This window comes from Streptomyces sp. NPDC048338 (assembly GCF_043201055.1).
Lineage (GTDB): Bacteria > Actinomycetota > Actinomycetes > Streptomycetales > Streptomycetaceae > Streptomyces.
In genome coordinates this window covers 1-19,568 of the sequence record NZ_JBICYQ010000010.1, presented here as the reverse complement: position 1 = coordinate 19,568, position 19,568 = coordinate 1, and the positions used below count along the sequence as shown (strand labels likewise).

The 19,568-nt window shown below is 71.9% G+C and carries 20 protein-coding genes and 1 rRNA gene; 5 read left to right on the top strand and 16 right to left on the bottom strand.

The window, feature by feature from the left end; translation table 11 throughout:
• Positions 1 to 100 precede the first annotated feature (100 nt).
• Positions 101 to 790, top strand: a complete 690-nt coding sequence (locus ACGFZF_RS23005) for a DUF4232 domain-containing protein (RefSeq protein ID WP_393556805.1) — start codon at positions 101 to 103, stop codon at positions 788 to 790.
• A 113-nt stretch (positions 791 to 903) separates the two neighbouring features.
• Here the strand turns inward: ACGFZF_RS23005 and ACGFZF_RS23000 are convergent, their stop codons facing one another.
• On the bottom strand, positions 904 to 1,173 hold the full coding sequence (locus ACGFZF_RS23000) for a DUF1876 domain-containing protein (protein ID WP_147979102.1): 270 nt from the start codon (positions 1,171 to 1,173) through the stop codon (positions 904 to 906).
• A 231-nt stretch (positions 1,174 to 1,404) separates the two neighbouring features.
• On the opposite strand from ACGFZF_RS23000, the gene ACGFZF_RS22995 reads away from it, so the two are divergent.
• Positions 1,405 to 1,959, top strand: coding sequence for a hypothetical protein (locus tag ACGFZF_RS22995; protein WP_393556803.1), 555 nt, complete (start codon positions 1,405 to 1,407; stop codon positions 1,957 to 1,959).
• Here ACGFZF_RS22995 and hemB read toward each other — a convergent pair.
• The 6 genes from hemB to ACGFZF_RS22965 form a co-directional block, all read right to left on the bottom strand.
• Positions 1,943 to 2,944 carry a porphobilinogen synthase gene (hemB, locus tag ACGFZF_RS22990; RefSeq protein ID WP_393556801.1) on the bottom strand — a complete coding sequence of 334 codons (1,002 nt, stop codon included), beginning with the start codon at positions 2,942 to 2,944 and terminating at the stop codon, positions 1,943 to 1,945. The two genes, ACGFZF_RS22995 and hemB, sit on opposite strands and share 17 nt — an antisense overlap.
• 167 nt (positions 2,945 to 3,111) lie before the next feature.
• The gene (locus ACGFZF_RS22985) at positions 3,112 to 4,782 is read right to left on the bottom strand and encodes a uroporphyrinogen-III synthase (RefSeq protein WP_393556799.1); all 1,671 of its coding nucleotides are present in this window, start codon (positions 4,780 to 4,782) and stop codon (positions 3,112 to 3,114) included.
• The gene (gene hemC, locus ACGFZF_RS22980; RefSeq protein ID WP_356602660.1) at positions 4,779 to 5,765 is read right to left on the bottom strand and encodes a hydroxymethylbilane synthase; all 987 of its coding nucleotides are present in this window, start codon (positions 5,763 to 5,765) and stop codon (positions 4,779 to 4,781) included. The genes ACGFZF_RS22985 and hemC overlap by 4 nt, the downstream gene beginning before the upstream one ends.
• Entirely contained in the window at positions 5,762 to 7,117 is a 1,356-nt protein-coding gene (locus tag ACGFZF_RS22975; protein WP_393556796.1) for a glutamyl-tRNA reductase, read from the bottom strand. Before ACGFZF_RS22975 ends, hemC begins: the two co-directional genes overlap by 4 nt.
• A complete protein-coding gene (locus tag ACGFZF_RS22970; protein ID WP_356602656.1) occupies positions 7,114 to 7,884 on the bottom strand; it encodes a redox-sensing transcriptional repressor Rex in 771 nt (256 codons plus the stop codon). Before ACGFZF_RS22970 ends, ACGFZF_RS22975 begins: the two co-directional genes overlap by 4 nt.
• A gap of 272 nt (positions 7,885 to 8,156) precedes the next feature.
• On the bottom strand, positions 8,157 to 8,456 hold the full coding sequence (locus ACGFZF_RS22965; RefSeq protein WP_393556794.1) for a glutaredoxin family protein: 300 nt from the start codon (positions 8,454 to 8,456) through the stop codon (positions 8,157 to 8,159).
• A gap of 177 nt (positions 8,457 to 8,633) precedes the next feature.
• On the opposite strand from ACGFZF_RS22965, the gene ACGFZF_RS22960 reads away from it, so the two are divergent.
• The 3 genes from ACGFZF_RS22960 (at position 8,634) to ACGFZF_RS22950 (ending at position 12,359) form a co-directional block, all read left to right on the top strand.
• Positions 8,634 to 9,596 carry an HAD family hydrolase gene (locus tag ACGFZF_RS22960; protein ID WP_393556792.1) on the top strand — a complete coding sequence of 321 codons (963 nt, stop codon included), beginning with the start codon at positions 8,634 to 8,636 and terminating at the stop codon, positions 9,594 to 9,596.
• A gap of 471 nt (positions 9,597 to 10,067) precedes the next feature.
• The gene (locus ACGFZF_RS22955) at positions 10,068 to 10,859 is read left to right on the top strand and encodes an ECF subfamily RNA polymerase sigma factor, BldN family (RefSeq protein WP_147979094.1); all 792 of its coding nucleotides are present in this window, start codon (positions 10,068 to 10,070) and stop codon (positions 10,857 to 10,859) included.
• 297 nt (positions 10,860 to 11,156) lie between these two features.
• Positions 11,157 to 12,359 (top strand): DUF5667 domain-containing protein, encoded by a 1,203-nt coding sequence (locus ACGFZF_RS22950; RefSeq protein ID WP_393556789.1) that lies wholly within the window; start codon positions 11,157 to 11,159, stop codon positions 12,357 to 12,359.
• A gap of 60 nt (positions 12,360 to 12,419) precedes the next feature.
• Here ACGFZF_RS22950 and ACGFZF_RS22945 read toward each other — a convergent pair whose 3' ends face one another.
• The 9 genes from ACGFZF_RS22945 to rrf form a co-directional block, all read right to left on the bottom strand.
• Complete coding sequence (locus ACGFZF_RS22945; RefSeq protein ID WP_393556787.1) at positions 12,420 to 13,466, bottom strand: lysophospholipid acyltransferase family protein; 1,047 nt, start codon at positions 13,464 to 13,466, stop codon at positions 12,420 to 12,422.
• 15 nt (positions 13,467 to 13,481) lie between these two features.
• The gene (locus ACGFZF_RS22940) at positions 13,482 to 14,540 is read right to left on the bottom strand and encodes an NAD-dependent epimerase/dehydratase family protein (RefSeq protein WP_393556785.1); all 1,059 of its coding nucleotides are present in this window, start codon (positions 14,538 to 14,540) and stop codon (positions 13,482 to 13,484) included.
• A 217-nt stretch (positions 14,541 to 14,757) separates the two neighbouring features.
• Positions 14,758 to 14,856, bottom strand: a complete 99-nt coding sequence (locus ACGFZF_RS22935) for a 30S ribosomal protein bS22 (RefSeq protein ID WP_003948845.1) — start codon at positions 14,854 to 14,856, stop codon at positions 14,758 to 14,760.
• Positions 14,857 to 14,987: 131 nt separating this feature from the next.
• Positions 14,988 to 15,197, bottom strand: coding sequence for a helix-turn-helix domain-containing protein (locus tag ACGFZF_RS22930; RefSeq protein ID WP_187282723.1), 210 nt, complete (start codon positions 15,195 to 15,197; stop codon positions 14,988 to 14,990).
• 128 nt (positions 15,198 to 15,325) lie between these two features.
• Positions 15,326 to 16,141: a phosphatase gene (locus tag ACGFZF_RS22925; protein WP_393556783.1), complete on the bottom strand. Its 816-nt coding sequence runs from the start codon at positions 16,139 to 16,141 to the stop codon at positions 15,326 to 15,328.
• Between the two features lie 142 nt (positions 16,142 to 16,283).
• Positions 16,284 to 17,462, bottom strand: coding sequence for an acetoin utilization protein AcuC (locus ACGFZF_RS22920; protein WP_393556781.1), 1,179 nt, complete (start codon positions 17,460 to 17,462; stop codon positions 16,284 to 16,286).
• Entirely contained in the window at positions 17,431 to 18,642 is a 1,212-nt protein-coding gene (locus ACGFZF_RS22915) for an MFS transporter (protein ID WP_393556779.1), read from the bottom strand. The genes ACGFZF_RS22920 and ACGFZF_RS22915 overlap by 32 nt, the downstream gene beginning before the upstream one ends.
• 112 nt (positions 18,643 to 18,754) lie before the next feature.
• Positions 18,755 to 19,399, bottom strand: coding sequence for an HAD family hydrolase (locus ACGFZF_RS22910; RefSeq protein ID WP_393556777.1), 645 nt, complete (start codon positions 19,397 to 19,399; stop codon positions 18,755 to 18,757).
• A gap of 77 nt (positions 19,400 to 19,476) precedes the next feature.
• A 5S ribosomal RNA gene (rrf, locus tag ACGFZF_RS22905) occupies positions 19,477 to 19,568 on the bottom strand; the annotation flags it as partial.

Here is a 19,568-nt window from a genome sequence, read left to right as displayed (position 1 = left end):
TCTCGTGGCCACCGCGGTGCTGATCATGTGCGCCGCGATCGCGATCGCCCTGATCACCCGGACCTGAACCGAACCGACCGAACCTCACGGGGGAACCACCATGCGCACCACCTCTCGCCTCACCCTGGCCGCCGCCACCCTCGTCGCGGGTCTCACGCTGACGGCCTGCGGTCAGGGCGCCGGCCACGCCGCCGCGTCGCCCTCCGCCTCCACGGCCCCGGCTCCCGCGCCCACCGGCTCGGCCACGCCGAGCACCCGACCGGGCGACCCGTCCGTGACGGCGCGGCCCACCACGGCCGGGCCGGCCGGGACGGCACGACCCACCGCCGGCGCTCCCGCCCCCTCCCGGGCCGGTGACCCCGTCAGCACGCCCTGCACGGGCACCACCGCGAAGGTGATCGCGAGCAAGGTCAGCCGCCCCGCCAACCACCTGCTGCTGACCGTCACCAACACCGGCCCCCAGCCCTGCAACGCCTACGGAGCCCCCTTCGTCGGCTTCGACGACGCGCAGTCCCCGGTCCGGATCCTCGACGAGAGCAAGCCCCAGGCCGTCGTCACCCTCGCCCCCGGCGAGTCGGCGTACGCCTCCGTCCTGCTCACCGGCGAGGGCGGCGCGGACTCCCACGGCCGTACGGTCCGCAGGATCTCGGTCCACTTCGCGCCGGGCGACGGCTCCGGCGGCTCGGTCGGCAGCGGCCGTACGGTGGCGGCCCCGTCCGGCACCTACGCCGACGACGACGCCGCGGTCTCGTACTGGCAGCGGACCGTGGACGAAGCACTGACCTACTGAGGCCGCGCACCCCTCCCGGGCGCCGCACCCCACGGCGCCCGGGACGGCGGCCTCGGCACCCGGTACCGGCCCGAACGCTCGGCGCCCGGTACCGGTCCCTGCCGCGGTCGCGGTCAGCGCAAGGGGTGGGACGTCCTGCCGGACACCTCGTCGATCTCCGTGTGCGCCTTCTGCAGCAGTTGCGAGGCGAGGTCCATCAGCGCGCGCGCCCCCGCGATCTCCTCGCCCACCCGCAACTGATCCGGGTCGGAGGGGTGCCGCTGCGCGTTGCCATGGGCACGGAACTCGGTGCCGTCACCGAGCCGCACCATGGCGGCCGCCCGCGTCCGGTCGCCTTCCTCCTTGAACTCCATTTCGACATGCCATCCGACGAGTGTCTCCATGAGGACCACCTCCAGCGGTACTACCAGGGTGCGCCGCCCGCTCCTTCCTTACCAACCGGTGCGTACCTGACCGTTCGGCCGGTACTCGTCGGGCGCACCGGCCGGGGGAAGGATCCCTGGGCGCACCCCACGGCGGCCGGTCACGCGGCCGACGGGCCATCGCCCCACGACGACGGTCACCGTGTGTTAATCGGTTTGCACGTACGGCATCGGCGCGCAAAACTGTTAGTCATGACTAACGTTTTAACGGAATCGCTCGACTTCCCGGAGTTCGGACGCCCGGACGCCGGTCTCGTCCTGATCTCCGAGTGGTCCACCGAGGACGCCGCCCACCAGCGGACCGTCATGGACGGCGTCGTCGACGCCTGGGCCGCGACCCCGCTCCCGGAGTCCTTCCTCGCCCGGCACTGCCTGGCGGGCTCGGACGGCCGCACCATCCTCAACATCGCCCAGTGGACCAGCGCGGAGTCCCACCGGGAGTTCTCCGCCGACCCGGCGAACCAGCGCGCCCTCGGCTCGGCGGTCGCCTCCCTCATCACCGCGGGTCCGCCCGGCCGCTACGCCTACGACAGGGTCACCGCGGTGCGCCTCGGACACGTCCGCAGCCTCGGCACCGCCCCGTCCGACGACGGCAGTGTGCTGGCCCGGCACCACCACCGCAGCGAGGACGGCAAGGTCGTGCACGTCCTGACCGCCCACGACGACGACGGGGACGGAACCGTCCTGCGGTTCCGTCCCCATCGAGGGCTCGTGCGCCGGGTCGCCCCGGTCAGATCCCGCGGCTGAGCTTCCGGGCGACCTCGGTGGCCCAGTAGGTCAGGATCATCTGCGCACCGGCCCGCCGGATCCCGGTCAGCGTCTCCAGGATCGCCCTGTCGCGGTCGATCCAGCCCTTCTCGGCGGCGGCCTCCACCATCGCGTACTCACCGCTGATCTGGTACGCCGCGACCGGCACGTCCACCGTCTCGGCGACCTTGGCGAGCACGTCCAGGTACGGCCCGGCCGGCTTCACCATGACCATGTCGGCGCCCTCTTCGAGGTCCAGCGCCAGCTCGCGCAGGGACTCCCGGAGGTTCGCCGGGTCCTGCTGGTAGGTCTTGCGGTCGCCCGTGAGGGAGGAACCGACGGCCTCCCGGAAGGGACCGTAGAAGGCGGAGGAGTACTTCGCGGTGTACGCGAGGATCGACACGTCCTCCTTGCCGATGGTGTCCAGCGCGTCGCGGACCACCCCGACCTGACCGTCCATCATCCCGGACGGGCCGACGACGTGGACGCCCGCGTCCGCCTGGACCTGGGCCATCTCGGCGTACCGCTCCAGCGTGGCGTCGTTGTCGACCCGGCCGCTCTCGTCCAGGACGCCGCAGTGCCCGTGGTCGGTGTACTCGTCCAGGCACAGGTCCGACATGATCACGAGGTCGTCGCCCACCTCGGCCTTCACGTCCCGGATCGCGACCTGCAGGATCCCGTCCGGGTCGGTGCCGGCCGTGCCCGCGGCGTCCTTCTTCGCGTCCTCCGGCACACCGAAGAGCATGATCCCGGAGACGCCCGTCTCCAGCGCCTCCACGGCGGCCTTCCGCAGCGTGTCCCGGGTGTGCTGCACGACCCCCGGCATCGCGGCGATCGGCACAGGCTCCGTGATCCCCTCGCGCACGAACGCGGGAAGGATCAGATCGGCCGGGCTCAGGCGCGTCTCGGCCACCATCCGCCGCAGGGCGGGAGTCGTCCGCAGCCGCCGCGGCCGCGCGCCGGGAAAGGATCCGTACGAGTTCATGCCCTCGAGGCTACGCCCGTGCGCTCCCTGCTCTTACCGACAGGTTGTTGCCCCTCCGCGGGACCACGTCCCGGGCCCGCCCCGCCGTCCTCGCACCGCCGGCCCCACGACGAAGCGGGGTGCGGGACCTCGACTGGTCCCGCACCCCGCTCCACCCACTGCCCGCGTCAGGTCGTCCGGCGCCTGCGCGCCCCCGGCCTGCGCTCACTCGGCCGCGTCACCGGATCGCCGGCCTCCAGCGCCGCCTCGCGGCGACGCGTCCCGAAGGCGGCGAGCGCCTCCGCGAGCTTGTGCACCGACGGCTCCGGCGACAGCACGTCGACCCGCAGCCCGTGCTCCTCCGCCGTCTTGGCCGTCGCCGGCCCGATACAGGCGATGACGGTGACGTTGTGCGGCTTGCCCGCGATACCGACCAGGTTCCGCACGGTCGACGAGGACGTGAAGAGCACGGCGTCGAAGCCGCCGCCCTTGATCGCCTCACGCGTGTCCGCCGGCGGCGGCGACGCCCGGACCGTGCGGTAGGCGGTCACGTCGTCGACCTCCCACCCGAGCTCGATCAGGCCCGCGACCAGCGTCTCCGTCGCGATGTCCGCCCGCGGCAGGAAGACGCGGTCGATCGGGTCGAAGACCGGGTCGTAGGGCGGCCAGTCCTCCAGGAGGCCCGCCGCCGACTGCTCGCCGCTCGGCACCAGGTCCGGCTTCACACCGAAGTCGACCAGCGCGGCGGCCGTCTGCTCGCCCACCGCCGCGACCTTGATCCCGGCGAAGGCCCGGGCGTCGAGCCCGTACTCCTCGAACTTCTCCCGCACCGCCTTCACCGCGTTGACCGACGTGAAGGCGATCCACTCGTAGCGGCCGGTCACCAGACCCTTGACCGCACGCTCCATCTGCTGCGGCGTCCGAGGCGGCTCGACGGCGATCGTCGGCACCTCGTGCGGCACGGCGCCGTAGCTGCGCAGCTGGTCGGAGAGCGACGCGGCCTGCTCCTTGGTACGCGGCACGAGCACCCGCCACCCGAAGAGCGGCTTCGACTCGAACCACGCCAGCTGGTCGCGCTGCGCCGGGGCGCTACGCTCGCCGACCACGGCTATGACGGGCCGGTGCCCCTCGGGAGAGGGCAGCACCTTCCCCTGCTTGAAGACCTGGGCGATCGTGCCGAGCGTCGCGTTCCAGGTCCGCTGCCGGGTCGTCGTGCCGCCGATGGTCACGGTGAGCGGGGTGTCCGGCTTACGGCCTGCCGCCACCAGCTCTCCGGCCGCCGCCGCCACCGCGTCCAGCGACGTGGACACGACGACGGTGCCGTCCGAGGCGCCGACCTCGCTCCAGCAGCGGTCGTCGGCGGTACGGGCGTCCACGAAGCGCACGTCGGTGCCCTGCGCGTCCCGCAGCGGGACACCGGCGTACGCGGGTACGCCCACCGCCGTGGCCACGCCGGGCACGACCTCGAAGGGGATGCCCTCGGCGGCGCAGGCGAGCATCTCCTGACCTGCGTTTCCGTCGAGGCCGGGGTCGCCGGTCACCGCACGGACGACCCGCTTGCCGCCCCGCGCAGCCTCCATGACAAGATTGGTTGCGTCCCTCAACACGGGGACCCCGGCGGTTGTTGACGCCTCGTCAACAACCGTCAGCTCAGGCGTGCTCACGCCTGTGCGCGCATGGCAGCGGACGACCTCGAGAACCTCCGGTTCTGCGATCAGGACGTCCGCGCCGGACAGGGCCTCGACGGCCCTGAGCGTCAGCAGTCCGGGGTCGCCGGGTCCGGCACCGAGGAAGGTGACGCTCCCATGGCCGGGAAAGGCCGAGGACACGGGGCTGGTGGTGGGGCTGGTGGGGCTCAAAGTGCTCGCTCCCCCATAAGACCGGCCGCACCCTTGGCGAGCATCTCGTCCGCGAGTTCGCGTCCGAGTGCCATCGCCTCGTCGTGCGACGCGGGTACGGGACCGGTGGTGGACAGCTGCACCAGCGTCGAGCCGTCGGTGGTGCCGACGACGCCGCGCAGGCGCATTTCGGTGACAATCTGCCCGCGGCCGGAGACCTCGGCCAGCAGGTCGGCCAGCGCACCCACGGGTGCGGAGCAGCCGGCCTCCAGAGCGGCGAGCAGGGATCGCTCGGCGGTCACGGCGGCCCGGGTGTGCGGGTCGTCGAGCTCGCCGAGCAGGGCGACGAGACCGGCGTCGACCGCCGGGCACTCGATCGCCAGCGCCCCCTGGCCGGGGGCCGGCAGGACGGAGTCGACCGACAGGAAGTCGAGCGACAGGGAGCCGGTGAGCTCCTCCGTACCGCCGATGCGGTTGAGTCCGGCCGCGGCGAGAACCACCGCGTCCAGCTCGCCCTTGTGCACGTATCCGACGCGGGTGTCGATGTTCCCGCGGATCGGCACGGTCTCGATGGTCAGCCCGTGGCTGCGCGCGTAGGCGTTCAGCTGGGCCGTGCGCCGCGGCGAACCGGTGCCGATCCGGGCGCCCTCCGGCAGCCGGTCGAGCGTCAGTCCCGCACGGGCGATCAGCACGTCACGCGGGTCCTCGCGCCGCGGGATCGCGGCGAGGACCAGCTCGGGGTGCTGCGCGGTCGGCAGGTCCTTCAGGGAGTGGACGGCGAAGTCCACCTCGCCGGCCAGGAGCGCGTCGCGCAGGGCGGCGACGAACACACCGGTGCCGCCGATCTGCGCGAGGTGCTCCCGGGAGGTGTCCCCGTACGTCGTGATCTCCACGAGCTCGACGGGCCGGCCGGTCAGCTGCCGGACGGCGTCGGCCACCTGCCCGGACTGGGCCATGGCGAGCTTGCTGCGCCTGGTCCCGAGCCTCAGTGCCCTCTCGGTCATACTCGCCCTCGGTTCTTGACGTCGGCGTCATTCAGGTCGGCCCGGGAGACGGAGGCGACCGTCTCCGGGTCGAGGTCGAAGAGTGTCCGCAGCGCGTCCGCGTACCCGGCACCGCCGGGCTCGCTGGCCAGCTGCTTGACCCGCACGGTCGGCGCGTGCAGGAGCTTGTCGACCACGCGGCGCACGGTCTGGGTGATCTCGGCGCGCTGCCGGTCGTCGAGGTCGGGCAGCCGGCCCTCGAGCCGGGCGACCTCGCCCGCGACGACGTCGGCGGCCATGGTGCGCAGGGCGACCACGGTCGGGGTGATGTGCGCGGCGCGCTGGGCGGCGCCGAAGGCGGCCACCTCGTCGGAGACGATGGCACGGACCTGGTCCACGTCGGCCGCCATCGGCGCGTCGGCGGAGGCCTCGGCCAACGACTCGATGTCGACGAGCCGGACGCCCGGCATGCGGTGGACGGCCGCGTCGATGTCCCGGGGCATGGCGAGGTCGAGCAGCGCCAGCGGGGCGGTACGCCCGCGCATCGCCGACTCGACGGCCTCGGCGGTCAGGACCAGCCCGGTCGCCCCCGTGCAGGAGATCACGATGTCGGCACGTGTCAGTTCGTCGCCGACGGCAACCATCTCCGCCGCGCGCGCGGCCACGCCCGGGCCACCGGGCTCGGTGAGGATCTGCACGAGGCGCTCGGCGCGGGACCCGGTGCGGTTGGCGACGACGATCTCGGCGACCCCGGCGCGCGCGAGCGTCGCGGCGGCCAGCGAGGACATCGAGCCGGCGCCGATGACCAGCGCCTTCTTGCCCTTGGCCCAGGTGTCGACGTCCGCGCCCGCGGCGAGCTGCTCCAGGCCGAAGGTGACGAGCGACTGCCCGGCACGGTCGATCCCGGTCTCGCTGTGGGCCCGCTTGCCGACCCGCAGGGCCTGCTGGAACAGGTCGTTCAGGAGCCGCCCGGCGGTGTGGAGGTCTTGGCCGAGCGCGAGGGCGTCCTTGATCTGGGCGAGGACCTGGCCCTCGCCGACGACCATGGAGTCCAGGCCGCAGGCCACCGAGAAGAGGTGGTGGACGGCCCGGTCCTCGTAGTGCACGTACAGGTACGGGGTCAGCTCTTCGAGCCCGACGCCGCTGTGCTGCGCGAGGAGCGTGGACAGCTCGGCGACGCCCGCGTGGAACTTGTCCACGTCGGCGTAGAGCTCGATGCGGTTGCAGGTGGCCAGGACCGCGCCCTCGGCGGCCGGTTCGGCGGCGAGGGTGTCCTGCAGCAGCTTGGCCTGCGTGTCCGCGGCGAGCGAGGCCCGCTCCAGGACGCTGACCGGTGCGCTGCGGTGGCTGAGACCGACGACGAGGAGACTCATGCCGGCATCACGGCGGGGATGTCCCCGTCGGGTCCCTTGCGACCGGCCGACGCGGCCCCGCCACGCGCCGCGGGAGGCGCGGCGCTCTCGGTGCCGCCCCCTTCCTCGCCGGCCTTGCGCTGCTCGTGGAAGGCGAGGATCTGCAGCTCGATGGAGAGGTCGACCTTGCGCACGTCCACGCCGTCGGGCACGGAGAGCACGGTCGGGGCGAAGTTCAGGATGGAGGTGACACCGGCGGCCACGAGCCGGTCGCAGACCGGCTGGGCGGCCCCCGCCGGGGTCGCGATGACGCCGATGGAGACGCCGTTGTCCTCGATGATCTTCTCGAGGTCGTCGCTGTGCTGCACGGGCATCCCGGCGACCGGCTTGCCGGCCATGGCGGGGTCGGCGTCGATCAGGGCGGCGACGCGGAAGCCACGGGAGGCGAACCCGCCGTAGTTGGCGAGCGCGGCGCCGAGGTTGCCGATGCCGACGATGACGACGGGCCAGTCCTGCGTCAGGCCGAGCTCGCGGGAGATCTGGTAGACGAGGTACTCGACGTCGTAGCCGACGCCGCGCGTGCCGTACGAGCCGAGGTAGCTGAAGTCCTTGCGCAGCTTCGCGGAGTTGACCCCCGCGGCGGCTGCGAGCTCCTCGGAGGAGACCGTGGGTACGGAGCGCTCCGACAGTGCGGTGAGCGCACGCAGATACAGCGGAAGCCGGGCGACGGTGGCCTCGGGAATTCCTCGGCTGCGGGTCGCCGGTCGGTGAGTTCGGCCAGTTGCCACGGTGCTCCTGCGGGATGAGCGGGGCTTTAGGCGGCCATACGTCCCAGGACCGCCCCGTCGAATGCAGGCTATGTCTTTGTGAACGCGTGCACAAAGATGGTGTCCGTTTTGTCCGCCCAAAGTGACCGGGGTCACGCGGCCGGTTCGCTTCGGAACGGAACCACGAAGCATGTCACCCCGTTGAGAATCCGAAGCGGGCAAAACCGCACACTCTCCTCACGACCACGCTCCCGAAAGCCGACAGAACGTCCACGATGACCACCCTGTTCCGGTCACCCGCCCAGTTCACGCCGAAGCCGCCCGGCGTCCACCCGCCAGAAGGTGTGCTGCTCGCCGTCGACGAGGACCACGGGGATCTGCTCCCAGTAGGCCCGGTGGAGGTCCTCGTCCTGGGTGATGTCCTTCTCCTCCCAGCGCGCCCCGGTCTCGGCGCAGACCGCCTCGACGACGGCGCGGGCGTCGTCACAGAGATGACAACCCGGTTTCCCGATCAGCGTCACGGTCCGCTCGGCGGCCGGGACGGGAACGGCGGAGGCGTCCTTGTTCTTCGTCCGTCCAAACATGCCGTCCATTCTGCGCCGCGAATCCGCCGTCGCGCCCCACGCGTCGGCGCCACGCCCGGGCGCATGCACGCCTGCTCTGTCCAGCTTGCTCCTCCACCGTCCGTTTAACAGGAGAGTCGCGGAGTGTTCACGCCCTGGCATCCCCACCGGTCGGGAAGTCCCGAACAGACTGGCTATGCTCACGACATGGCCGCTCTGGGATGGCTCACCCCCCGTAGGCGCTCCGCCACCGCGCGCAGCGTTCTGGCAGGCGAGGCCGCTGCAGAAGCAGCGCGCAAGACCTCGCTCCAACTGGAGCGCGAGCGGGAAGGGGCCGCGGCCGAGGCCGCCGACACCGGCGAGGGGAAGCCCGCGGAGCCGGAGTTCCCGGTCGTCGGCGACTCGCTGGCCGCCGCCTTCTTCGACCTCGACAACACCGTGATGCAGGGCGCCGCGATCTTCCACTTCGGCCGCGGCCTGTACAAGCGGAAGTTCTTCCAGCGCCGCGAACTGGCCCGCTTCGCCTGGCAGCAGGCGTGGTTCCGGCTCGCCGGCGTCGAGGACCCCGAGCACATGCAGGACGCCCGCGACAGCGCGCTGTCCATCGTCCAGGGCCACCGGGTCGCCGAACTGATGTCGATCGGCGAGGAGATCTACGACGAGTACATGGCCGACCGGATCTGGCCCGGCACCCGCGCGCTCGCGCAGGCCCACCTGGACGCCGGCCAGAAGGTCTGGCTGGTGACGGCGGCCCCCGTCGAGACCGCCACGATCATCGCCCGCCGGCTCGGCCTGACCGGCGCGCTCGGCACCGTCGCCGAGTCGGTCGACGGCGTCTACACGGGCAGGCTGGTCGGCGAGCCGCTGCACGGCCCGGCGAAGGCGGAGGCGGTGCGCGCGCTGGCCGCCGCCGAAGGACTCGACCTCGCCCGCTGCGCGGCCTACAGCGACTCGCACAACGACATCCCGATGCTTTCGCTGGTCGGGCACCCGTACGCCATCAACCCGGACACCAAGCTGCGCAAGCACGCGAGGGACCGGGAGTGGCGACTGCGCGACTACCGGACGGGCCGCAAGGCGGCCAAGGTCGGCATCCCCGCCGCGGCGGGCGTCGGCGCACTGGCCGGGGGGACGGCCGCCGCGGTGGCTCTGCACCGCCGCCGCCGCTGACCCCTCCCCGCGAAGACCCCACCGCCCCCGGTCGTCCGGCACCCCGCGCCCTGCCGCCGTTCGCGGGCGCGTCATGCCGATACGTTTCGGCTGAGATCGACTCCGACAATCCGGGATCCGCTCCGCTCACCCGTACGTGGTCGAACAGCTCCGCACAGGGCGACGGGGAGCCATTCGCGGCTCCCTACCCCGCAACGGGCCCGATCACTCGCCCACCCTCCACATGAGCACAACAGAGCGTGCACGCAGTCACACTCGGAAGCGAAACGATCAACAACCGGTCACCAAGTGCTACTTGTTTCGCCTTCAAGCGGTAACAGATGCGACGTAATCGATGATTTGAGCAACTGGGTGTAGCGCTGCCTGTACGAAGCGTTATTCTCCTCAGACGCACAACGGACCCCCCACGTCGCCACGACGAGTGAACGGTCCCGCACTGCACGTGATGGAAGCTCTGCCTCTGGGAGTCCCGTGTACCCACACGTCGGGGTTGACGCCTCGGGCCTGGCTACGCTGCGCGCAACGGTCCTCGACCACTTGCGCGGCTTCGTCCCCACCGCGTACGCCGTCCCTGTCCCCGCCTTTGCCTTCGCCGCACCGGCACCTGTCGGTCCCTGCTATGCCCTGGCCGACGGCGGTGCCGCCGTCGGAAGACGCGGCAGCCGCGGCTCCGGCGGAACCTCGACCGCCGCCCGCCGCCCCAGCGCCGACAGCGACAGCGCGCGCATGATGGACCTGGTCGAGCGCGCCCAGGCCGGCGAGGCCGAGGCCTTCGGCCGCCTGTACGACCAGTACAGCGACACCGTCTACCGCTACATCTACTACCGCGTCGGCGGGAAGGCGACGGCGGAGGACCTCACCAGTGAGACGTTCCTGCGCGCCCTGCGCCGGATCTCCACCTTCACCTGGCAGGGCCGCGACTTCGGCGCCTGGCTGGTCACCATCGCCCGCAACCTGGTCGCCGACCACTTCAAGTCCAGCCGGTTCCGGCTGGAGGTGACCACGGGCGAGATGCTCGACGCCAACGAGGTCGAACGCAGCCCGGAGGACTCCGTCCTGGAGTCCCTCTCCAACGCCGCCCTCCTCGAAGCGGTCCGCCGGCTCAACCCGCAGCAGCAGGAGTGCGTGACCCTGCGCTTCCTGCAGGGGCTCTCGGTCGCCGAGACGGCCCGGGTCATGGGCAAGAACGAGGGTGCGATCAAGACCCTCCAGTACCGGGCCGTGCGCACACTCGCGCGCCTGCTTCCGGACGACGCCCGCTGACCGCTTCGCGCCCCCCACACGCGCCCCTTCACCCCCCACCGCGCCCTCGCGCCACCCCTCCCCCCACATCCCCACGACCCCCGTCCAACTCACAGTCGGTGACGCCTCGATGACGCACTGGTCCGATCATCTTTCGCGCGTAACCCAAGTGCCGCGCCGCTCGTTGTGCGGAATGCAGGCTCCCTGTGGTCACGCCATGCCCGCAGCCACTCACTCTTTCGTGTGGATGTGTTCAAGGTGTGCAACCTTCCGGACACCCCGGGGAGTCGACCGTCATGACGAGAGGAGGTGCCGCCAGTGATCGCGAACGTATCGGCGCACCGGCGGGCGAACGCCTTCGCCCAGGCCTGGGAAGACCGGACGTCCGAGGACGCGGCGGCCGAACAGCCCGAACCCTCGGCCGAACCGGCCGATCAGGGGAGGCTGCTGGCCCTGGCGAACGGTCTCGGCGAACTGCCGCGACCCCAGATGGACCCCGAGGTCAAGGTGGTGCAACGGGCCCAGCTCGTCGCCGCCATGGAGGCGATGCTCGCGGAGGGCACCGCGGCCGCGGGCCCTATGGTGCCGGAGCAGCGGACGTCGAGCGGACGGGGGACCCACCGGGCCTCCCCGCTCCGCAAACTGCGCCCCCGCTCCCGTTGGTCGAAGGGCATCGCCGCCGGCGGGCTCACGGTCGGAGTGGCCGCGGGCGCTTTCAGCGGCGTGGCCGCTGCCAGCTCCGACGCCCTCCCCGGTGACTCGCTCTACGGGCTGAAGCGCGGCATGGAGGACATCAAGCTCGGGATGGCGGACGACGACGCCGACCGGGGCGGGATCTACCTGGACCAGGCTTCGACCCGGCTCAGCGAGGCCCGCAGACTGATGGAACGCGGACGCGCGGGCGATCTCGACCACGAGTCGCTCGCCGAGATCCGACGCGTCCTGGGCGGCATGAAGCACGACGCCTCCGAGGGCCGCCGACTGCTCCGCCAGGCGTACCAGAAGGACGGCGCCATCGCCCCGATGGCCCGGCTGAACTCCTTCGCCCAGGCCCACCGCGACACCTGGAACGGCCTGCGCACCCGCCTGCCCGTCCAGCTCGCGGACGTCGGCAAGGAGGTGAACGACGTCTTCGTCGCCATAGACGAGGATGTCGAGCCCCTCCAGGGGATGCTCCCGCGCACCCTGGACAAGGGCGTCGCCGGCACCGAGGACCCCGGCGCCGCCGAGGACTCCCCGGGCTCGCGGACCCAGCACCCCCCGTCCTCCCCCGCGGCACCTTCCTCGGGACCCGGCAGCACCCGCCCCCAGCCTTCGGGTTCGGACACGGGTTCCGGCTCCCCCGAGGGCGACGGCCTGCTGGGCGGCAGCACGGGCGGCCTGCTCAACCCCTCGCCGACGGGCACGCCCACGAGTCCCTCGGGCAACCAGTCGCCACCGCCGGTACCGGACGTGACGATCCCGCCGCTGCTGCCCGGCCTGCTTCCGGGCCTGGGCATCGACAGCGACGACGCCCACTGACGCGGACACACGACGGGGGCGCCTCCCACCCGGAGGCGCCCCCGCTTCGCGCCATGCCCGTCAGAAGAAGACCGACCGCCGCTGCACGAGCAGCTTGTAGAGCGTGTGCTGGATCTGCTCCCGCACCTGGTCGGTCAGGTTGAACATCAGCATGGGGTCCTCCACCGACTCCGGCGGATAGCCGTCCGTCTCGATCGGCTCGCCGAACTGGATCGTCCACTTCGTCGGCAGCGGCACCGCGCCGAGCGGTCCCAGCCACGGGAAGGTCGGCGTGATCGGGAAGTAGGGGAAGCCGAGCACCCTCGCCAGCGTCTTGGCGTTCCCGATCATCGGGTAGATCTCCTCGGCACCCACGATCGAGCAGGGCACGATCGGCACCCCGGCGCGCAGCGCCGTCGAGACGAACCCGCCCCGGCCGAACCGCTGCAGCTTGTAGCGCTCGCCGAACGGCTTGCCGATGCCCTTGAAGCCCTCCGGCATCACGCCCACGATCTCGCCGGCCCGCAGCAGCCGCTCCGCGTCCTCCGCGCACGCCAGGGTGTGTCCGGCCTTGCGGGCGAGCTCGTTGACCACCGGCAGCATGAAGACGAGATCGGCCGCCAGCAGCCGCAGGTGACGCCCGGCCGGGTGGTTGTCGTGGACGGCGACCTGCATCATCAGCCCGTCCAGCGGCAGCACCCCGGAGTGGTTGGCGACGACCAGGGCGCCGCCCTCCGCCGGGATGTTCTCGATGCCCTTCACCTCCACCCGGAAGTACTTCTCGTACAGCGGCCGCACCAGCGACATCAGGACCTGGTCGGTGAGTTCCTCGTCGTAGCCGAACTCGTCGACCTCGTACTCACCCGTCACCCGCCGCCGCAGGAATGCCAGACCGCCGGCGAGCCGCCGCTCCCAGCCGTCCCCGCGCCCGGCACGCCCCGAGGGGGCCTCCACGGGCTCCTGGGGCGGTACGGCGTCCTCAGGCGCCGCCGAGGGCACCCGCGGAGCCTCCTCGGGCCCCTGCTGCCCCGGGAGGGCACGCACGGCCGCCTCCCGGCCGGCCCGGGTGGGCCGCCGCCGCGCCCGCGAGCGGTCGTCGTCGAACGGAATGACCTTGGCGTCCGCCATGGTTACGTGGGCTCCTTAGTCGCCGCTCTCAACACTTTCGACAGGGGAATGCGCCAGGCGCGCCGCGACCCGGTCCACCGCACCCGCCAGCCGCTCCGGCGGCAGCAGCCCCGGCCCGCGGCCGGCCGTGAAGTCCGCGAACGTCTCGGCGGTGGTGAACCGGGGTGTGAACCCGAGTGTCTCGCGCATCTGGACGGTGGACACGACCCTGCCGTGCGTGAGGAGCCGGATCTGCTCGGGCGCGAAGTCGGTGACGCCGACCGTGCGCAACGCCGAGCCGACCCAGGTCACCGCGGGCAGCAGCACCGGCACCGTCGGCCTCCCCAGGCGCCGCGCGCACTGCGAGAGCAGCAGCACACCGTCACCGGCGATGTTGAAGGTGCCGCTGTTCAGCGTCGCCCGCCGGGGTTCCTTCGCGCCCAGCTGGAGCACGTCGATGACGTCGTCCTCGTGGACGAACTGCAGCCGGGGGTCGTAACCGAGGACGGTCGGCAGCACGGGCAGCGACAGGTACTCGCCCAGCGGGGAGTCCACCCGCGGCCCGAGGATGTTCGCGAACCTGAGCACGCACACCGCCACGTCCGGACGGCGCCGCGCGAACCCGCGCACGTACCCCTCGACCTCGACGGCGTCCTTGGCGAAGCCGCCGCTCGGCAGCGACTTGGCCGGCGTGGTCTCGGTGAAGACGGCCGGATCCCGCGGGGCGGAGCCGTAGACGCTCGTACTGGACTTGATCACCAGCCGCTTGATCCGCGGCGACTTCTGGCAGGCGCCGAGCAGCTGCATCGTGCCGATGACGTTGGTCTCCTTGACCGACGTACGGCCCCCGGTGCCCAGCGCCGTGCCGGTGACGTCCATGTGGACGACCGTGTCCACGTCGTGCTCGGCGAGCACCCTGGCGATGGCGGGCTGCCGGATGTCCGCCCGGACGAAGTCCGCGCCACCGAGGTCGTGGGCCGGGGCGACCGCGTCCACGGCGACCACCCGGTCCACCTCCGGGTCCCGCTGCACACGCCGGACGAAACGGCCTCCGAGGTGCCGGGCCGCACCGGTGACGAGCACGACCTTGCCCAAGATCAGCGCCTTCCGTCGGTCTCTCCCCCGACGCTCCCGGGGGGCCTGTGCGCCACCGTAGCGCCTTGTTGTTGCGCTGTGATGACCGCCGTGGGCAACCGGGTGGAACGCGACCGGAAAAGGCGACCGGCGGGCCGGGCCGGAAAAGCGGCGTGGCCCCCCACCGAGAACGGTGAGGGGCCACGCCCGACGCACGATGCCGTCGTTCCGCCGTCGCCTACTTCTTGTTGCGACGCTGAACGCGGGTGCGCTTGAGCAGCTTGCGGTGCTTCTTCTTGGCCATCCGCTTGCGCCGCTTCTTGATAACAGAGCCCACGACTACCCTCGCTCACTTCTTCTTCACTGGTGCGGGGCGTCTGGGCCCACACGACCTACGTCGGCCTAGCCTACCGGCCCGAGCGCCGAGCTTGTAATCCGAGGGGGACGAGACTCCCGGCCGCGCGCTCGCTACGCGGTCTCCACCCCCACGAAAGACTCCCTCAGGTACTCGTGAACCGCCTGTTCCGGGACCCGGAAGGACCTTCCCACCCGAATCGCCGGCAGATGACCACTGTGCACCAGGCGGTACACCGTCATCTTCGACACTCGCATCACCGCGGCGACTTCCGCCACGGTCAGAAACTTGACCTCGTTGAGAGGCCGATCGCCAGCAGCCATGACCCACCTGTACCTTCCGCACACGACGCCCACCGGCTTCCCCTCCGGTGACCCTGCGTCGCTGTGCGCTCACGCTCCAGACTAGGGGCGGGTGGTACGAGTGGGGAAGAGGAGCAGCCATCGGCCGTTTACCGTGACAGACTCGCTCGATTGAGTACATAGCGAGTCAGCGGGCGGTAGTAGTCGGCCCGGACGGCGTCATCAAGCGGAACGGCGACGGACACCTGCCCCTCCGCCTCGCCGACGAACAGCGCCGGATCGTCCGTGTCGGCCAGACCCATCGCCTCGAAACCCAGCTGACCTGCCCCGCAGACCCAGCCGTGGTCCCCGATCACCAGCCCCGGCAGCGGCCTGCCCTCCCGCACGGCCCCCTCCAGGGCGGCCCTAACCGGCAGCGGCGAGTGCGAGTGCGCCCCCGGTTCACGCCCGGCGCCCGGCCGTCGGGGTTCTCGCACCAACGCGACGCCCCGTACGTAGTCGAGGATGTACGTGCGTAGACCGAACCGGGTCGTTATGTCGACACATCGCCCCTGCGCGGGGGTGAGGACAGGACATCCCGCCGCCGACAAAGCGTCTGCGAGCGCTGCGTAGAAGCCGAGCAACCGGTGCGGATGACCCGTCCCGAGCAGCACCGGAGCCCGGATCGCCGCCGCCTCCCCCAGCCGCGCGGCGAACGCGTCCAACGCGCTCAACGTCCGCTCCGGATCGATGACATCGGGCCCCGAACGGTGCGCGGGGTCCCCCGAGACACCGCACCTGTCGGCCATCAGCCGTAACAACTCCGCCTCGCCCCAACCCCAGTCGGGATCGAGCCCCAGCATCACCCGCGGATCCCGCGCGGCGAAGAGCCGGTAACTCCGCAGGCTCGCCTCCCGAGGCGTCGCCACCGTCCCCGCCAACCCCGCCGCCAACAGATGCGCCCGCAACGCCCCGGTACTCAGCACCCTCTCGATGCTGCCCGAGCACGGCCGCCGCCGGGCCAAAAGAGCTCCGGGAACGCACAGTTGGCGTAATCACGCGGGTGGCGCGCACGGGCTCCGGGCACCGCGCCCGCAGCACGGCCGGCCGCCTGCCGGGGGGCGTTTCCTACGCCAGCAGGCCGCGCAGCGGGAACACCGACCGCCGGGTCGCGAGCACCGCCTGGTCCAGCCGATCCGCCGGGTCGTACCCCTCGTCCCAGCCACGCCAGGCCACCGGCCACCGGCCGTCGGTCATCCGCGCCGGCCCCGGCTGCCGCGTCCGCGCGTACGCCTCGTCACGCCACGACGACGGGATCACCGACTCGGGATCGACCGGGGCGTGCGCCGCGATCCCCACCAGGTGCGTCCACGAACGCGGGACGACGTCCACGACCGCGTACCCGCCGCCGCCCAGCGCGAGCCATCTCCCGCCGTCCACATGGGCGTGCGCCAGCTCGTGACACGCCTCCTGCACCGCCCGCTGGGCGTCCAGCGACACCGCCAGGTGCGCCAGCGGATCCTCGACGTGCGTGTCGGCGCCGTGCTGTGTCACCAGCACCTGCGGCCGGAAGTCCGCCAGCAGCTCCGGCACCACCGCGTGGAAGGCCCGCAGCCAGCCCGCGTCGCCCGTGCCCGCCGGCAGCGCCACGTTCACCGCGGAACCCTCACCGGCGCCCGGCGCCCCCGTCTCCTCGGGCCAGCCCGTCTGCGGGAACAGCGTCCGCGGGTGCTCGTGCAGCGAGACGGTCAGGACCCGCGGGTCCTCCCAGAACGCCGCCTGGACCCCGTCCCCGTGGTGGACGTCCACGTCCACGTACGCCACCCGCTCCGCGCCGAGCTCCAGCAGCCGGGCGATCGCCAGCGACGCGTCGTTGTAGATGCAGAACCCGGAGGCGCTTCCCGGCATCGCGTGGTGCAGCCCGCCCGCGAAGTTCACCGCGTGGGCCGCGTGGCCGCGCCACAGGGCCTCCGCGGCACCCACCGACTGACCGGCGATCAGCGCCGACACCTCGTGCATCCCGGCGAAGGCCGGGTCGTCCACGGTCCCCAGGCCGTACGAGAGGTCGGCCGTCCCCGGATCGGCCGAGGCTGCCCGCACCGCGGCCACGTAGTCCTCGCGGTGCACCAGGCGCAGCGTCGAGGCGCCGGCCGGCTTGGCCGCCACCACGTCCACGGCGCGGTCCAGCCCGTACGCCCGCACCAACCCCATGGTCAGCGCGAGCCGGACCGGATCCATCGGATGCTCGGACCCGAAGTCGTACCCCGTGACAGCTTCATCCCACATCAACAGTGCGCGGCCGCTCATGCCCGCCACCGTATCGGGCCGGTTGAGAACCGAACGACGTGGCGTACGCCACCGTGACCAGCACCAGGACCATCGGCACGATCATCGCCCCCCGGTAGCTCCACGCGTCGCCGAGCGCACCGACCAACGGCGATCCGATCAGGAAGCCCACGTAGTTGAAGACGTTGAGCCGGGCGACGGCCGCGTCGCTCGCCCCCGGGAAGAGCCGGCCGGCCGCCGCGAACGTCTGCGGCACGATCACGCTCAGCCCGAGCCCGAGGACGGTGAACCCGGCCATCCCGGCCCACGCCCCCGGCGCCGCCGCGACGACGGCGAAGCCCAGCGCCGCCAGGACGGCCCCACAGCGCACCACGGTCACCGCGCCGAGCCGCCGCACCCCGAAGTCCCCCACGGCCCGCCCGAGGAGCGTGGTGACCATGTAGGCGTTGTACGGCACCGTCGCGAGCTCCTCCGAGCCGCCCAGCACGTCCTGGAGGTACTTCGCGCTCCAGTTGGAGACGGTCGAGTCGCCGATGTAGGCGAAGGTCATGACCAGGCACAGCGGCAGCAGGAGCTTGAAGGCGACACCGCCGGCCGCCCCGGAGCCCTCGGCGGGGGACTCCGCCGCGGCCTTCCCCGCGTGCCCCGCCACGTACCAGCGGCTGCCGATCAGCGCGGCCGGCAGCACCACGGCCACCACCGGGAGGTACGACACGAACAGCGCCAGGTCGTAGTGCGCCCCCACCCACGCGAGCGAGGCACCGGCGATCCCGCCCAGGCTGTACGCGGCGTGGAAGCCGAGCATGATGCTCCGCCCGTACGCCCGCTGGAGGCTCACCCCGAGCATGTTCATCGACGCGTCCAGCGCGCCGACCGCCAGCCCGAACGCTCCCAGCGCGACAGCCGCCTGCCACAGCTCGGAGCCGGCACCGAGGGCCAGCAGGGCCAGCAGGACGACCGGCTGAGCCCACCGCAGGACCGCTCCGGGCCCGACCCGGGCCACGACCTTCTCGGTGAGCACACTGGCCACTCCGGCCAGGATCGGCACGGCGGCCAGGAACGCCGGCAGCAGCGCGTCCGATATCCCGTACCGGTCCTGGATCGCCGGTATCCGGGTCACCAGCAGCGCGAAGGTCACCCCCTGCACGAAGAAGCTGACCGCCAGAGCTCCCCGCCCACGCCTCAACCGCGCATCCGTCATGGCGGCACAGCGTAGGTCCCGGGCTTACCCATGGGTAGATGGATCACCTACCCAAATTCGCCACGGGCGCTCGGCCGGATCCTGGCGGGCCGGATCCCGACGGGCCGGGAGTTCAGCGGAGGAGTCCGAGGAGTGCGGTCATGTCGTCGAAGCACCCGGTGGCGTCGTCGAGCTTCTCCCGCGAGGTCATGGCCGTGAAGCCGTACACGTCCATCCCGGCGGCCCGTGCGGCCTGGACACCGAGGGGACTGTCCTCGACGACGACGCATCGTTCGGGTGCGACGCCCATCCGCTCGGCGGCGTGCAGGAACAGGTCGGGGGCCGGCTTCCCGCGGCCCACGTCCTCGGCGCTGAACACGTTCCCGTCCCGGAACCACGTGTCGAGCCCGGTCTTCCGGTGCCCGACCCGGATCCGCTCGTGGCTTCCCGAGGACGCGACGCAGTACGGAACCCCGTCCGCGGCGAGCCGCTTCACCACGTCCGCGGCGCCGGCCACGGCCTCCAACTCCCGCTCGAAGGCGGCGAACACCCGCGCGTGGAAGGTCTCGTCGAAGTCCTCCGGCAGCGACCGCCCGGTCCGTTCCCGGACGATGTCGTGGATGCGGTGCATCGCGGACCCCATGTAGTCGCGCAGCGATTCCTCGTACGAGGTGGGGTGTCCCGCCTCGGTGAGGTGGGCGGCCAGGAGGGTGTTGGAGATGGGTTCGCTGTCGACGAGGACGCCGTCGTTGTCGAAGATGACCAGTTCGTAGCGCATGGCCTCAGCGTAGAAGAGCCCTGAACGCAAAAATGCCTCAACCCCCGGACATGGTCCGGGGGTTGAGGCTAAAAATTGTTCGGCGGCGTCCTACTCTCCCACAGGGTCCCCCCTGCAGTACCATCGGCGCTGAAAGGCTTAGCTTCCGGGTTCGGAATGTAACCGGGCG